The organism is Achromobacter piechaudii NBRC 102461 (assembly GCF_001571245.1).
In the GTDB taxonomy this organism is placed as follows: domain Bacteria; phylum Pseudomonadota; class Gammaproteobacteria; order Burkholderiales; family Burkholderiaceae_B; genus Achromobacter; species Achromobacter piechaudii.
The window spans coordinates 161741-176041 of sequence record NZ_BCTK01000007.1; the positions used below are offsets into that span (position 1 = coordinate 161741).

Genomic DNA, 14301 nt, shown 5'->3' on the forward strand with positions numbered 1-14301 from the left:
ATTGGACGTTAAAGCGCCCGCCACGATTCCGTATTTCCTGCAGGAACAGATTCGTGACTTGATAGTGGACGGCACTATCCGCCCCGGACAGCCCTTGCGTGAGCAAGAGCTGGAGCAACGTTTCGGCACCAGCCGCAGCCCCATCCGGGAAGCGCTGCGGCTGCTGGAACTGAGCGGCCTGGTCACGCATATCCAGCGCAAGGGTTTTCGGGCCACGCTCTACACCGAAGCCCAGATCCGCCATCTGTACATGCTGCGCGCCGAACTTGAGGCGTACTGCCTGCGGCAACTGGCCGAGATGGACGACCTGGCGCCGCTGATCGCCGAACTGCGCAGCTACGACGATGCGATCGCCGCGTCGATGGCCAAGCGCGACGCGCGCGCCTGTATCGCCGCCGCGCGCGAGTTCTATCTGGCCTGCGCCCGCTACACGGGCAACACGCCGTTGACCAGCATGTTGAGCAAGCTCTACGAACAAGTGGAACCGCTGCGTTTCCTGTTGGCCAAGCGGTCGATGGAAACCCACGTGATCCAGTCGTACACCCACGGTATCGCGCTGGCATTGGCCGACCGCGATGTGACGCGCGCCGCGCAATTGGCACGTACTTACGTGCACGAGGTGCTGCCCAGCATCATCGAGGCGCATCACGACGCCGCCCAGCAGGCCGCGCAGGACGCCGCGCCGCGCTATCGCGCCTGACACGCCAGGCGTCTATCTGGCTTGAAGCGCGGGGGCGGGCGCCGCATCTGACAAGAAGACTGCGTCGTGTCCGACCCTGCCGGCGCGCGCGGCACCGCCAGGATGGCGGCCGTGCCGGCGGCGCCATCTGGCAGTGCTCGGGGCTTACTTCGCGAAGAGCGAATCCATGTTCTTGAACGCCTTGAATTCCAGGGCGTTGCCCGACGGATCCAGGAAGAACATCGTGGCTTGCTCGCCCACTTCACCCTTGAAGCGGATGTACGGCTCGATGACGAATTCCGTGCCCGCGTCGGTCAGGCGCTTGGACATGGCTTCCCATTGCTCCATCGACAGCACCGCGCCGAAATGGCGGACCGGCACGTTGTGCGAGTCGACGGCGCTGGTGGCCTTGTGGCCGCATTCGCTGGGGGCCAGGTGCGCCACGATCTGGTGGCCGTAGAAGTTGAAATCGATCCATTCGGCCGAGCTGCGGCCCTCCGGACAGCCCAGCTTTTCGCCGTAGAAGGCGCGGGCTTCGGCCAGGTCACGGACCGGGAAGGCCAGGTGGAACGGCGGCAGGTTGGTTTGGGCAGTCATGAAAACTCCGGTCATTCAGAATAAGAGAGGTCGGCTTGCGGGTTCTCGCAGCCATGCGGAACCGTAAGCACCAGCGCATAGTTTAGGTATTGTTTTTTTGATTGAAAAACGATATTTTTTGTGTCTTAGCCTCAAAAAAATTGATCGTGATCAAAGAATTCAAGACCTTCATCGCCGTCGCGCGGGATGGCACCTTCACCGGTGCGGGCGCGCATCTGGGGCTGACGCAGTCGGCGGTCAGCGCGCAGATCAAGCGCCTGGAGGAATATCTGGGGGTGGCGCTGTTCGATCGCAGCGCGCGCGCGGCGGTGCTGAACGCGCATGGCCGTGAAATGCTGCCGCAGGCCGAGGAACTGGTGGCCATGGCCGAACGCCTGGTCACCACGGCGGGGGCGGGGCAGGTCAGCGGATCGCTGCGCATCGGCGCGATTGCATCCGTGCAGCACGATCTGTTGGTGGACGCGCTGGGCCGGTTTCGCGCGGTGTATCCCGACGTGCGGGTGCGGATCGTGCCCGGGGTTTCGCTGTCGCTGCTGGGGCAGGTGGACGCGGGTGAAGTCGATATGGCGGTGCTGATCCGCCCGCCGTTCGCCTTGCCGCCGGAACTGGGCTGGCAGCGCCTGTTGAGCGAACCCGTGGTGCTGGCCATGCCGCAAGCGATGCCGCTGGCTCCGTGGCGGGACGTGCTGGCGACGCAGCCCTTCATCCGCTACGACCGGGCATCATTCGGCGGCCGTGTGGTGGATATCTTCCTGAAAAAGCAGCGCATCAACGTGCACGAGGCCATCGAGCTGGACGAGATAGACGCGATCGCCTACATGGTGCGCAGGGGCCTGGGCGTGGCGTTGCTGCCGCAGTTGCGCGGGCTGGACCTGACCGGCTTGCGGCTGGTGCAGCTGGGCGAGCACGCGTTTCATCGGGATATCGGCATCATCGGCCGCCTGCCCTTCGATGGCGGCAGCGTGCGCGAAAAAATGACTGAATGCCTGGTGGCGGCGGCGCAGTCTTGAAGAGCGCGCGGCGGCGGTTGCCGCCGCCGCGCGTCGTACTGCTTACAGGCGGTCGCAGCGAACGGTGATCGGGTGGCTGCGCAGCGTGGACATGACGATGTCATCCACCTGGCCTTCCACGTCAGTGATCACATAGCCGATCTGGCCCTTGGTTTGCAGCGTCTGGCTGACGATGTTCAGGCCGTGCTGCGCCATCAGGTTGTCCAGCGTACCCAGCGCGCCCGGCGCGTTGCGGTGCACATGCAGGATGCGCGTCGCGCCGGCCGGTTCCAGATAGGGCAGTTCGGGGAAGTTGACCGCGCCCTTGGTGGTGCCGGCTTGCAGGAAACGCACCAGCTTTTCGGCCACTTCGCGGCCGATGTTCTCTTGCGATTCCTGCGTGCTGCCGCCGATGTGCGGCGTCAGGATGACGTTGGGCATGCCGATCAGCGGGCTGGCCAGCGGTTCGTCGGCGCTCTTGGGTTCGGTGGGGAACACATCCAGCGCCGCGCCGGCCAGATGGCCCGACTTGAGCGCCGCGTGCAGCGCGTCGATGTCGACCACCGCGCCGCGCGACGCGTTGATCAGGATGGAGCCGCGACGCATGCGCGCGATGGTCTCCGCGTTCATGATGTTCTCGGTCGACTTGCCGCCCGGCACGTGCAGGGTGACGACGTCGGCCTGCTCCAGCAGCTCGTTCAGCGTGCTGGCGGGGCGGGCATTGCCCAGCGGCAGCTTGGCTTCGACGTCGTGATAGACGACGCGCATGCCCAGGCCTTCGGCCAGCGTGCTGATCTGCGAGCCGATGTTGCCGTAGCCCACGATGCCGAGCGTCTTGCCGCGCGTTTCAAAGGCGCCGGCCGCGCTCTTGTCCCAATGGCCCAGATGCACGCGAGCGTTCTTTTCAGGAATGCGGCGCAGCAGCAGGATGGCTTCGCCCAGCACCAGCTCGGCGACCGAACGCGTATTGGAAAAGGGCGCGTTGAACACCGGAATGCCGCGCTGCATGGCCGCGTCCAGATCGACCTGGTTGGTGCCGATGCAGAAGCATCCCACCACGCGCAGGTCGGGGCTGGACAGCAGGGCGGCGTCCAGGTGGGTGCGAGAACGGATCCCCGCCACGTGCGCGCCGCGCAGGGCGTCGTGCAGCTGCGACGCCGGCAATGCGGCGGCGTGCGTGACGATATCGGTGTAGCCGGCGGCTTCGAAGACCGCGCGGGCGCTCGGATGGATGTTCTCGAACAGGACGATTTTTGCCATGACTGCCAGGGGGTGGTGTGAGAGTGCGTTTTATTTATTGTGGCGCATTTTTGCTGCAGTGCAAGGAGTAGCCATTGAGTCGGTGTGGATGAATTGTTTCAGCGATAGGCTTCGAACACGCGCGCGCCACCTTGCTTGTTCACCAGCAGCACGTCGTGCGGGGTTTTGCGTCCGCCGTATTCGGGGCCGTCCATGCCCGGGGATCCCAGCGGCATGCCGGGCGCGGCCAAGCCGGCCGCATCGGGCTTTTCCAGCAGCAGGCGGCGCACGTCGCGCGCCGGCACGTGGCCTTCGACCGCGTAGCCTTCGACCATCGCGGTGTGGCACGAACCGTAATCGGCCATGCCGGCATTGCGGCGGATCGGGCCAGTGTCCTGCACGTCGTGCGTGGTGACGGTGAATCCGTTGTCGTGCATGTGCTGGACCCAGTCCTCGCAACAGCCGCAGGTGGGCGTCTTCCAGACCTCGACCTTGACGGGGCCTTGGGCGACGGCGTAGGCCGGGGCGCAGAGCGCGGCGACGAGAACCAGGCGGGTCAGGCGGGATACGTTCATGATGCTCCGATGGGGAAAGAGGATTGTGCGGCAGTCAAAACCAGAATCGCACGCCGGCGATCAGCGCGGTCTGCGAGCGGCTGTCTCCCGCGTCCGATGCGTAGCGGGCGGTCTGGCCGAACTTCCGGTCAAAGGATACGCCGATATACGGTGCGAATTCGCGCGTGACTTCGTAGCGCAGCCGTAGCGAAAGCGAGCCGCTGGACAGCCCGGACCCTACGCCGCGTGCGGGGTCGGACTTGCCATAGAGGCTGGCTTCCAGCTCGGGCGTGAAGATCAGCCGCTGCGTCAGCAAGAGGTCGTACTCGGCCTTGAGCGCCAGCGCCGTGCGGCCCGACGCGCCCACGTAGGCAGTGGTTTCCAATTCGACGTTGTAGGGCAGCACGCCTTCGATGCCGATGGCCGCCCAGTTGCGTTTCGGACCCGTGCCGATGTCGCGGCGAGCACCCAGTTGCAAGTCCCAGAAAGGCGACACGGCATGGCTCCAGAAGGCCTCGACCTTGCCCTGCGAACCGCCGCCGCTCTCGCGTTCGCCTTCACTCTTGAGCAGCAGGCGGTCCGTTGCCGTGCCGTACCAGTAGCGGCCATCCCATTGCAGCGCGTTCTGCCCATCGCGGTTGCGCGACACGCCAAACTTGTCGAACAGCACCTGCCAGGCGGGCGCGTTGTCCATCATGTGCGGGTGGATGCCATAGCTGTCGTAGCCGCGCTCGGCCGCGCCGTCGCTGGAAGGCAGGCTGCCGACAGGGGGTGAGTCGGGGGGGGCGCTGGGGGAATGGCCGGGCAGCGCCTTGCTTGTCGGGGGTGCGCCGGCATGATCCATGTGCGCGTCATCCCTGTTCGCAGGGGCCGTTACGGCGGGCGCGGGCGCCTGCGCCGCGCCGTGGCCCATGCCGGAATGATCCATGCTGGAATGATCCATCGTGCCATGATCCGCGCCAACGGATTGGGCGTGGGCACCCGCGGCGGCCAGCATCATGGTCAGCGCGCAAAGGCGCAGCAGTCGAAAATTGGCCTTCATCGTTTACTCCACCACGACCGCTCTGAACATGCCGGCCTCCATGTGATACAGCAGGTGGCAGTGGTAAGCCCAGAGCCCGCGCGCGTCGGCGCTGACGCGGTAGCTCAGGCGCTGCGCGGGGTTCAGCGTGATGGTGTGCTTGCGCACCTGGAAGGCGCCATCGGGCGACTCCAGATCGCTCCACAAGCCATGCAGGTGAATGGGGTGCGTCATCATCGTGTCGTTCACCAGCACGAAGCGCACGCGTTCGCCATAGCGCAGCACGATGGGCTTGGCGTCCGAGAACTTCACCCCGTTGAACGACCACATATAGCGTTCCATGTTGCCGGTCAGGTGCAGTTCGATCTCGCGCGAGGGAGCGCGGTTGTCTTCGGGAGGGTGGACGGAATGCAGGTCGGCGTAGGTCAGTACGCGGCGGCCGTTGTCGCGCAGGCCCACGCCGGGGTCGTCCAGGCGCGTGGACACCCTGTCCGGCAACATGGAATTGCCCACGCCGCGTTCGGCTGCATAGGGATGATTGACCTGCACCATGCCGCCTTGCGCGGCGTCAGGGGCGTCGGTTGTCGCAGCGCCGTGCGCGGCTCCATGCGCGTCGCCATGGCTCGTGCCCGCTGCCGTACCGTGATCCATCCCGCCAGTGTCGGTTGCGCTCATGTCGTGCGACATATCCATGTCCGGCGACATGCCGGAGTCATGCGTAGCATCGGCGCCCTGAGCATCGCCCGCACCGTGCGACGCGTCCGCGCCGTGCGACATCCCCGCGCCATGCGACATGCCCATATCCATCATGCCCAGCAGTTGCACGCGGTCCATCGCCGGCACCTCGGCCTGCATGCCGGCGCGCGGCGCGAGCGTAGCGCGCGCATAGCCGGATCGGTCCATGGCCTGCGAGAAGATGGTGTAGGCGCGCGCGTCGGTCGGTTCGACGATCACGTCATAGGTTTCGGCCACGCCAATGCGGAATTCCTCGACGGCGACGGGGCGCACGTTCTGCCCGTCGGCCGCCACCACCGTCATCTTCAGGCCGGGGATGCGCACATCGAAGTACGTCATCGCCGAGCCGTTGATGAAGCGCAGCCGCACGCGTTCGCCCGGCTTGAAGAGGCCGGTCCAGTTGCCGGCGGGCGTCGCGCCGTTGGTCAGGAAGGTGTAGGTGGCGCCGGAAACGTCCGCCAGGTCGGACGGATTCATGCGCATCTGTTCCCACATCAGGCGCTCCGACAGCGCGGCGCTCCAGCCGCGCTCTCTCGCATCGGCGTTCAGTCGCTGCACGCTGGGCTGGATGCCGTTGTAGTAGTCGGGCATCACCTTGAGCTTGTTGAAGACCCGCATCGGGTCTTCGTCCGTCCAGTCGGACAGCAGCACCGTGTAGTCGCGGTCAACAGCAATGGGATCGGGCTGGCGCGGCTCGATGACGATGGCGCCATACAGGCCGGTCTGTTCCTGGAAACCCGAATGGCTGTGATACCAATACGTGCCGCTTTGCCGCACGGCGAAGCGATACGTGAAGGTCTGGCCGGGGTCGATGCCGGCGAAGCTCAAGCCCGGCACGCCGTCCATCTCGGACGGCAGCAAGATGCCGTGCCAATGGATCGAGGTCTGCTCGCGCAGCCGATTGCTGACATGCAGCGTGACCGTGTCGCCTTCGCGCCAGCGCAATAGCGGCGCGGGCAACTGGCCGTTGACGGTGGTGGCGATGCGCGCGGCGCCGGTGAAGTTGACGGGCGTTTCGCCAATTTCCAGATGAAATTCGGTGCCACGCAGCTCGGTGACGGGCGCCGGCGCGGCCAGCGCGGCGCGCCAGCCGCCCAGCGACGCCAACGCGCCGCCGCCGGCCAGGCCTTGCACGAAACGGCGGCGGGACAGAGCCGCGCGCGGGCTGGCGGAATGCGGGGCGGGTCCGCCACGCGGCATAGCGTCTTTCACGAGAATCCTTGAGGGAGTGGCCGTGATGACACTTTAGGAAAGCGGCGGTGACCCGATCCTGTCGCCTAGATTACGTTTTTGTAATGTTCGGGGCTCGCGCGCCGGCGCCGCGCAGCGTGATGCCCACCACCGTGCCGTGCTCGTCGGATGCCGCATCCACGTCCCCGCCATGCATGCGGGCGATGGCGCGCACGATGGCCAGGCCCAGCCCGTGCCCTTCGCTGCGGGGCGCGCGGCTATGGCCCGACCGGAAGAAGCGGTCGAAGATGCGGGGCAGGTCGGCCGCGGGAATCGGCGTGCCGGGGTTGCTCACCTGCACCCGCGCCCCGTCCGCCGTGGGGGAGCAGGTCAGCACGATGTCGTGGCCGGCCGGGGTGGCCTTGATGGCGTTGGCGATCAGGTTGGCCAGCGCCCGGCGCACCAGCCCGGGGTTGGCGGCAACGGTAGCGTCGCCCTCACAGCGCAGATGTACGCCTTGCGCCTCCAGCATGGCCTCGTAATAGTCCGCCACGCGGCGCGCCTCGGCGGCCAGCGAAACCGGCGCCAGGTCGGCCGCCCGTTCGCCCCGGTCGGCGCGCGCCAGGAACAGCATGTCGTTGACCAGCGTTTTCAGGTCTTCCAGTTCTTCCAGATTCGATTCCAGCGCGTCGCGCAGTTCGGCGGCTTCGCGCGGCGAGGACAGCATGACCTGGGTGCCGTTGATCAGCGTGGCCAGCGGCGTGCGCAGCTCGTGCGCCACGTCGGCGTTGAAGCCTTCCATCTGCTGATAGGCCGCTTGCAGCCGCTCCAGCGTGCGGTTGAACGAGCGCACCAGTTCATGCAGTTCGCGGTCGGTGTCGGCCAGCGGCAGGCGTAGCGCCAGGTTGTCGGGCTGGATGCGCGCCGCCTGTTCTGACAGCCGCCGCGTCGGGGCCATGCTGCGGCGCACGGCCCAAGCGGCCAGCACCACGGTCGCGCCGACCCACAGCGCGCAGATCAGCACCAGCGCCGTGCCGTAGGCGTACAGGAATTGCGAACTGGTGCGCGTGCTGACGGCCACCGTCAACTGCGCGCCGGGCAGGATGCGGTCATTCATGGCGACGCGCAGGCCACGCATGCGGCCGCCGTCGGCGGTTTGCAGCACCACCTGCCTGCCGTCCACGCTCTCCAGGGTTTCGGGCGGCTGGCCTCCGTAGACGGCGTGCCCCTGCGCGTCCACGATCCAGATGCCCAACTGGCCCTGGCCCGCGCGCATTTCGTCGAAAGTGGCTGCCAGATCGTGCAGGCCGCTGGCGCTGTTCTGCATGTCGATCAGGTGGTCGATCAGTTCCAGCTTGCCGCTGACCTCGGTGATTTCCTGGCGCTCGACTTCGCGCTTGAGCGCCCAGAACAAGGTCGCACCGGCCAGGCTGGAAACCAGCAGCGCGATGGCGCCCAGCAGCAAGGTCAGCCGCGCCTGCATCGAGCGAATGCGGGGTGGCTTCATGGGCGGCTCGGGGTTGCGAGGTGTGCGACGGGTGCCGTGCGCATATTGGGCTTTGCCTCCGTCGGCTTCATGCAGCCGCCGTCATGCCGGCTGCGCCTGACCGCGAGACTCCAGCACGTACCCCATGCCGCGCACCGTGTGCAGCAGCTTGGTGTCGTAGGGATCGTCCAGCTTGCTGCGCAGGCGGCGCACCGCCACGTCGATGACGTTGGTGTCGCTGTCGAAATTCATGTCCCACACCTGCTCGGCCAGCGTGGTGCGCGACAGCACCTGCCCCTGGCGCCGCAGCAGCAGCGCCAGCAGGTTGAATTCCTTGGCGGTCAGATCCAGCCGTCGGCCGCCGCGCTGGGCGCGCCGGCTGGCCAGATCCAGTTCCAGGTCGGCCAGCCGCAGCAGCGTGGGCTCTTGCGCGCGGCCTCGGCGCAGCAGCGCCTGCACGCGGGCCAGCAATTCCGAAAAGGCAAAGGGTTTGACCAGGTAGTCGTCGGCGCCGCCTTCCAGGCCGCGCACCCGGTCTTCCACCGCGTCGCGCGCGGTCAGCATCAGGATGGGGGTGTTCTTGCGTGCGCGCACGGCGGCAAGGATGCCGAAGCCATCCACGCCGGGCAGCATCACGTCCAGCACGATCAGGTCATGCGCGCCTTCCAGCGCCAGGTGCAGACCGTCCACGCCATCGCGCGCCAGGTCCACGACATGGCTCTGTTCCGACAGACCCTTCTTCAGGTAGTCGGCCAGCTTGGGTTCGTCTTCGATGACCAGGATGCGCATGGCCGGAAATTTACCACCCGCACCGCCAGCGCGGCGCGGGGGGAGTCTCGTGGCGGCGGCCACGGCGATGCGGACGGCTAGGCGGCTTCGTCGACCGCGATGCGTTCGGGCGGGAAGCGCAGCGCGAACACGCTGCCCTTGCCCGGTTCGCTGGTGATCAGCAGTTCGGCGTCGTGGCGCATGGCGATGTGCTTGGTGATCGCCAGCCCCAACCCGGTGCCGCCCACGGCGCGCGAGCGGCCCCGGTCCACGCGGTAGAAGCGTTCGGTCAGGCGGGGCAGGTGACGCGCGGGGATGCCGATGCCGGTGTCTTGCACGCTGTAGCGCGCGCCGCCATCGGCTTCGCGTTCCCAGCGCACGGTGATCGTGCCGCCATCCGGCGTATAGCGCACCGCGTTGGTCAGCAGGTTGGACAGCGCCGAGGTCAGTTCGGTCTCGGCGCCCAGCACGTCCAGCGTGTCGTCGATATGCCATTGCAGCACGTGGCGGCCACCGGACAGCGCCTCGATCTGCTGGCGCGCCTTTTGCAGCAGCGCGCTCATATTGATGGCGCGCGGGTCGCTGCCGGGCGACGATTCCAGCGTAGACAGCGTCAACAGGTCTTCGACGATGGCCTGCATGCGCTGGGCCTGCTCGTGCATCATGTCGATGTACTGCGCCCGCTGCTCTTCGGGCAGCGCGTCGGCCGGCATGTCGCGCAGCGTCTCAAGAAAGCCCGCCAGCACGGTCAGCGGCGTGCGCAGTTCATGCGAGACGTTGGCGACGAAATCGCGGCGCGTCGTCTCCAGGCGTTCGATCTGCGTGACGTCGCGGGTGATGAGCAGGCGCTGATTGCTGGCATAGGCCGTCAGCTGCATCATCATCAGCCGTTCCTGGCCTTGCTGGCCCAGGCGCACGAGGATCGGTTCGGGCCAGGCCGAGCGATGCGCGTATTCCACGAACTCGGGAGCGCGCAGCAGATTCAGCAGGTTATGGCCGCGATCGGCGGGCAGGCGCAAGCCCAGATGCTGGCGCGCCATGCGGTTGCACCAGTCGATCTGGAAGTCTTCGTTCAGCGTGACCGCGCCGTCCGGCAGCGCCTGGGCGGCGGCCAGCATGCCTTGCATGGTGTCGCGGGTTTCGGTCAGTTCCCGCGCGCGGGCACGGGTGTAGCGGTAGAGCGGGGCGAGGATGTCGTCCCAGGGCCCGACGGAAGCGGGGGGCGAGGTGTCCGGGTGATTGGCCCAGTGGGACACCAGCGTCAGGCGCCAACTGCGCCATAACAGCATGGCGGCCAATGCCGTGCAAAGCACGATCCAGCCCGCCGGATCTCCGATGAGCCATTGCGCCAATAATGCAATCACCGCCCACAGGGCGACCAGGAAAAGAGTACGCAGCCAGATCATCGTGCGGCAGTTTTACCGCGTGGCGAGCTGTGCCGTAAACCGGTAACCGCTGCCGCGCACCGTTTCCACGTGCGCGTCATGGCCGCTGGGTTCCAGCGCCTTGCGCAGCCGGCGGATGTGGACGTCCACGGTGCGTTCTTCGACGAACACGTGGTCGCCCCAGACCTGATCCAGCAGTTGCGAGCGCGAGAACACGCGTTCGGGATGCGTCATGAAAAAGTGCAGCAGGCGGAATTCGGTGGGGCCGATCTGGAGCGACTGGCTGTTGCCGGACAGGCGGTGGGTGACCGGGTCCAGCTTCAGGCCGCCCACGTCGATGACGTCGTCGGTCAACTGCGGCGCGCGGCGGCGCAGCACGGCCTTGATGCGGGCCATCAGCTCCTTGGGCGAGAAGGGCTTGGTGATGTAGTCGTCGGCGCCGGCTTCCAGGCCGTCCACCTTGTCCTGCTCGGAACCCTTGGCGGTCAGCATGATGACCGGGACGGCGCGGGTGCGTTCGTCGTTGCGCAGCTTGCGCGCCATGGCAAGGCCGGATGTGCCGGGCAGCATCCAGTCAAGCAGTATCAAATCAGGGAGTTCGGCGCGAATGAGGGTCTGGGCCTGGTCGGCGTCGAAGGCGCGCAGCACCTTGTGCCCCGCGAAGGACAGGTTGACGGCGATCAGTTCCTGGATTGCGGGTTCGTCTTCGACGACGAGGATGGTGCTGGACATGGCGAATTTGACACGCTTCTGAGCGCCGGCGCGGCGCGAACATTGCGATAGTATGGCCGCAATATTTCAGGTATGTGACCGCGAGGGGCCGGCTGGACCGGCCGCCCGCCCTCCGGCCCGTGCCCGATAGGCTACCATTGCCACGATATATCGGGAATTCACCATGCAAAACCCCTCCGAATCGCAACATTCCGCGGACGGCAACGCCCAATCCACGCACTTTGGCTTTCAAACGGTGCCGGAAGGCGAAAAAGCCCGCAAGGTGGCCGAAGTCTTCCATTCGGTCGCGCAGCGCTATGACGTCATGAACGATTTCATGTCGGCCGGCCTGCACCGCGTCTGGAAAGCCTTCACCATCGGCCGCGCCGCCATCCGCCCCGGCATGAAGGTGCTGGATATCGCCGGCGGCACGGGCGACCTGGCCAAGGCGTTCGCCAAGCGGGCCGGCCCCACGGGCGAAGTCTGGCTCACCGACATCAACGATTCCATGCTGCGCGTGGGCCGTGACCGCATGACCGACGCGGGCCTGCTGCTGCCCACGGCCGTGTGCGACGCCGAACGCCTGCCGTTTCCCACGGGCTATTTCGACCGCGTCAGCGTGGCCTTCGGCCTGCGCAACATGACCCATAAAGACCGCGCGCTGGCCGAAATGGCGCGCGTGCTCAAGCCGGGCGGCAAGCTGCTGGTGCTGGAATTTTCTCGGGTGGCCAAGCCGCTGGCCCCCGCTTACGACTGGTATTCCTTCAATGTGCTGCCCTGGCTGGGCAAGAAGGTTGCCAACGACGAGGCCAGCTACCGTTATCTGGCCGAATCCATCCGCATGCATCCCGATCAGGAAACCCTGGCCGACATGCTGCGCAGCGCGGGGCTGGAACGGGTGCAGTACTTCAACCTGACCGCCGGCATCGCTGCCCTGCACGAGGGCGTGCGCCTGGCCTGAGCCCGGCGTGTCCACCGGATGAATTGCAGCCCCACGGGGAACTTGTGGGGCGGCATCTTGTCCGTTATTCTTACGACATTCAGATTACTGTAAGAAAAGTCGCGAATAGGTCCCGCTGTCCGTGGGACTCCTTGCTGCTCGGGGCAGCGGGGGCGCGAGTACGAGGGAGCAAACTCTATGACCAAATTCTGTCTTTCGCGGTTTGTCGCCGCGGCGCTCATCGCCGTTTCCGGCGCGGCGTTGGTAACGGCATCGTTTGATGCCGAAGCCCGTCGTGCTGGCGGCGGTAGCAGCGTCGGCCGTCAATCCTCCAATGTGACCCAGCAACGCCAGGCCACCACGCCGCCGGCCGCCGCCAACAATACGGCCGGCGCCACCGCCGCGCCGGCAGCCGCTGGCGCAGCCACGGCAGGCGCAGCGGGCGCGGCCGCCAAGAGCGGCGCCTCGCGCTGGCTTGGCCCCATCGCCGGCATCGCCGCTGGCCTGGGTATCGCCGCTTTGTTGTCCAGCATGGGTCTGTCGGGCGCGTTCGCCGAATTCCTCGGCTCCGCTCTGCTGATCGCCGCTGTCGTCTTCGCCGTCATGTTCATCATCCGCCGCCTGCGTGGCGCGGGTCCGCGCACGGCGACGCAAGGCGCGTTCAACGGCGCCAACAACGCGCCGGGCCAGCAACAGCAGCCGATGTGGCGTGAAGCGCTCAAGCCGACGGCTGCCGCCGCCCCGGCCGCCGCTGCCGCTGCCGCGCCGGTGGCGCCGCCAGCCGTGCTGCCCAAGGCTGGTGAAGACAACAACTGGTTCGTGCCCGGTGATTTCGACACGCCCAACTTCCTGAAGCAGGCCAAGGAGCAGTTCGTCCGCATCCAGGCCGTTTGGGACAGCGGCAGCACCGATGGCCTGCGCGACTTCCTGACCGATGACCTCATCACCGAGCTCAAGCCGCAACTGGCCGAGCGCGGCGCAGCGCCCAACAAGACCGAAGTGGTCCTGTTGAACGCCGAGATGCTGGGCATCGAAACCGTGTCCGACGGTCACCTGGCCAGCGTGCGCTTCTCCGGCATGCTGCGCGAGTCCCCGGGCGCCGAAGCCTTCCGCTTCGAGGAAGTCTGGAACCTGTTCAAGCCCGCCAATGGCGGCTGGCTCTTGGCCGGCATCCAACAGATCCCCGTGGATCTGGCCAGCTAAACGCTGTTTGACCGGGGCTCACCCTGTCCTCCGTTGCCGGATGCCGCCAGGCATCCGCTTGAACCGGCCCTACAGGGGCCGGTTTTTCCATGTCTCGTTGTACTAAACGCGGTGCCATCTAACCCGTTACACTCCCGATTTAGCCACTAATTCCGGCAACCCCTACTAGGCGTTGCAGACCCCCATGCTGCCTTTTTCCCTTTTGCCCACGCCCTCGCGAATGGCCGTCAGCGCGCTCAACGCCCTGTTGAAGCGCGAGGATTGGGCGCGCGAACGTCTTGCGCGTCATGCTGGCAAGACGGTGCGCTTCGCGCTGGGGGGATTCATGCTGGGCCTGACGATCGATAGCGAAGGCCTGGCCGCGCAGGCCGATCCGGCGGTGGTGCCGGATGTGACGCTGACGGTCTCGCCGGAAAAGCTGCCTTTGCCGCGCCTGGGCGCCGACCGCGAAACGCCCGATTTCGCCGAAGCCACGCATATTTCCGGCGACGCCGCGCTGGCCCAGGTCGTGGCCGACCTGTCCAAGCAATTGCGCTTCGATCCCGAAGATGCGCTGGCCCGCGTGGTGGGCGATATTGCCGCGCTGCGCCTCGTGGGTGGCGTTCGCGCCGCAACTGACGGTGCGCGCAACGCCGGCAAGCGCCTGGCTGAAAACGTATCGGAATACCTGGCTGAAGAAAGCGGCGTGCTGGTGGGCCGCCCGGCGCTGGAACAATGGCGCCTGGACCTGGCCGACCTGACCGCGCGCGCCGATGCCTTGGCGCGTTCGGCCACCGCCCTGCAAACCCGTCTGGCTACTGCCAGCGTGAAGCGGGGTGCCTGAT

At 66.6% G+C, this 14301-nt stretch carries 14 protein-coding genes; 5 read left to right on the forward strand and 9 right to left on the reverse strand.

Annotated features, from left to right (window positions below; genetic code table 11):
* Window position 1 precedes the first annotated feature (1 nt).
* Complete coding sequence (locus API01S_RS18520) at window positions 2-700, forward strand: GntR family transcriptional regulator (RefSeq protein WP_231689492.1); 699 nt, start codon at window positions 2-4, stop codon at window positions 698-700.
* Window positions 701-844: 144 nt separating this feature from the next.
* Here the strand turns inward: API01S_RS18520 and API01S_RS18525 are convergent, their stop codons facing one another.
* Window positions 845-1276 (reverse strand): VOC family protein, encoded by a 432-nt coding sequence (locus tag API01S_RS18525; protein WP_006217120.1) that lies wholly within the window; start codon window positions 1274-1276, stop codon window positions 845-847.
* 146 nt (window positions 1277-1422) lie between these two features.
* Between API01S_RS18525 and API01S_RS18530 the strand changes: the two genes are divergently transcribed.
* Entirely contained in the window at window positions 1423-2286 is an 864-nt protein-coding gene (locus API01S_RS18530; protein WP_061305862.1) for a LysR substrate-binding domain-containing protein, read from the forward strand.
* A gap of 42 nt (window positions 2287-2328) precedes the next feature.
* Here API01S_RS18530 and serA read toward each other — a convergent pair whose 3' ends face one another.
* The 8 genes from serA to phoB form a co-directional block, all read right to left on the reverse strand.
* Window positions 2329-3525, reverse strand: coding sequence for a phosphoglycerate dehydrogenase (serA, locus tag API01S_RS18535; RefSeq protein WP_006217122.1), 1197 nt, complete (start codon window positions 3523-3525; stop codon window positions 2329-2331).
* A 98-nt stretch (window positions 3526-3623) separates the two neighbouring features.
* Window positions 3624-4079, reverse strand: a complete 456-nt coding sequence (locus tag API01S_RS18540) for a DUF411 domain-containing protein (RefSeq protein WP_084802456.1) — start codon at window positions 4077-4079, stop codon at window positions 3624-3626.
* A gap of 34 nt (window positions 4080-4113) precedes the next feature.
* Window positions 4114-5100 (reverse strand): copper resistance protein B, encoded by a 987-nt coding sequence (locus tag API01S_RS18545; protein ID WP_061305747.1) that lies wholly within the window; start codon window positions 5098-5100, stop codon window positions 4114-4116.
* A gap of 3 nt (window positions 5101-5103) precedes the next feature.
* Window positions 5104-7014, reverse strand: coding sequence for a copper resistance system multicopper oxidase (locus API01S_RS18550; RefSeq protein ID WP_061305749.1), 1911 nt, complete (start codon window positions 7012-7014; stop codon window positions 5104-5106).
* 82 nt (window positions 7015-7096) lie between these two features.
* On the reverse strand, window positions 7097-8491 hold the full coding sequence (locus tag API01S_RS18555; RefSeq protein ID WP_061305751.1) for a heavy metal sensor histidine kinase: 1395 nt from the start codon (window positions 8489-8491) through the stop codon (window positions 7097-7099).
* A gap of 81 nt (window positions 8492-8572) precedes the next feature.
* Window positions 8573-9259, reverse strand: coding sequence for a heavy metal response regulator transcription factor (locus tag API01S_RS18560; protein WP_061305753.1), 687 nt, complete (start codon window positions 9257-9259; stop codon window positions 8573-8575).
* A gap of 77 nt (window positions 9260-9336) precedes the next feature.
* Window positions 9337-10644: a phosphate regulon sensor histidine kinase PhoR gene (gene phoR / locus API01S_RS18565; protein WP_006217128.1), complete on the reverse strand. Its 1308-nt coding sequence runs from the start codon at window positions 10642-10644 to the stop codon at window positions 9337-9339.
* Window positions 10645-10656: 12 nt separating this feature from the next.
* Window positions 10657-11355 (reverse strand): phosphate regulon transcriptional regulator PhoB, encoded by a 699-nt coding sequence (phoB, locus tag API01S_RS18570; RefSeq protein ID WP_006217129.1) that lies wholly within the window; start codon window positions 11353-11355, stop codon window positions 10657-10659.
* Window positions 11356-11518: 163 nt separating this feature from the next.
* Between phoB and ubiE the strand changes: the two genes are divergently transcribed.
* The 3 genes from ubiE (at window position 11519) to API01S_RS18585 (ending at window position 14300) form a co-directional block, all read left to right on the forward strand.
* Window positions 11519-12295, forward strand: a complete 777-nt coding sequence (gene ubiE / locus API01S_RS18575) for a bifunctional demethylmenaquinone methyltransferase/2-methoxy-6-polyprenyl-1,4-benzoquinol methylase UbiE (protein WP_006217130.1) — start codon at window positions 11519-11521, stop codon at window positions 12293-12295.
* A gap of 177 nt (window positions 12296-12472) precedes the next feature.
* On the forward strand, window positions 12473-13477 hold the full coding sequence (locus tag API01S_RS18580; protein ID WP_050730564.1) for a Tim44 domain-containing protein: 1005 nt from the start codon (window positions 12473-12475) through the stop codon (window positions 13475-13477).
* Window positions 13478-13661: 184 nt separating this feature from the next.
* On the forward strand, window positions 13662-14300 hold the full coding sequence (locus API01S_RS18585) for a ubiquinone biosynthesis accessory factor UbiJ (RefSeq protein ID WP_061305755.1): 639 nt from the start codon (window positions 13662-13664) through the stop codon (window positions 14298-14300).
* Window position 14301 lies beyond the last annotated feature (1 nt).

Coding starts and splice junctions, on each gene's coding strand:
- API01S_RS18580 (WP_050730564.1), top strand. CDS start 12,473: ATGACCAAATTCTGTCTTTCGCGGTTTGTCGCCGCGGCGCTCATCGCC.
- API01S_RS18545 (WP_061305747.1), bottom strand. CDS start 5,100: ATGAAGGCCAATTTTCGACTGCTGCGCCTTTGCGCGCTGACCATGATG.
- phoB (WP_006217129.1), bottom strand. CDS start 11,355: ATGTCCAGCACCATCCTCGTCGTCGAAGACGAACCCGCAATCCAGGAA.
- phoR (WP_006217128.1), bottom strand. CDS start 10,644: ATGATCTGGCTGCGTACTCTTTTCCTGGTCGCCCTGTGGGCGGTGATT.
- API01S_RS18585 (WP_061305755.1), top strand. CDS start 13,662: ATGCTGCCTTTTTCCCTTTTGCCCACGCCCTCGCGAATGGCCGTCAGC.
- serA (WP_006217122.1), bottom strand. CDS start 3,525: ATGGCAAAAATCGTCCTGTTCGAGAACATCCATCCGAGCGCCCGCGCG.
- ubiE (WP_006217130.1), top strand. CDS start 11,519: ATGCAAAACCCCTCCGAATCGCAACATTCCGCGGACGGCAACGCCCAA.
- API01S_RS18525 (WP_006217120.1), bottom strand. CDS start 1,276: ATGACTGCCCAAACCAACCTGCCGCCGTTCCACCTGGCCTTCCCGGTC.
- API01S_RS18550 (WP_061305749.1), bottom strand. CDS start 7,014: ATGCCGCGTGGCGGACCCGCCCCGCATTCCGCCAGCCCGCGCGCGGCT.
- API01S_RS18540 (WP_084802456.1), bottom strand. CDS start 4,079: ATGAACGTATCCCGCCTGACCCGCCTGGTTCTCGTCGCCGCGCTCTGC.
- API01S_RS18555 (WP_061305751.1), bottom strand. CDS start 8,491: ATGAAGCCACCCCGCATTCGCTCGATGCAGGCGCGGCTGACCTTGCTG.
- API01S_RS18560 (WP_061305753.1), bottom strand. CDS start 9,259: ATGCGCATCCTGGTCATCGAAGACGAACCCAAGCTGGCCGACTACCTG.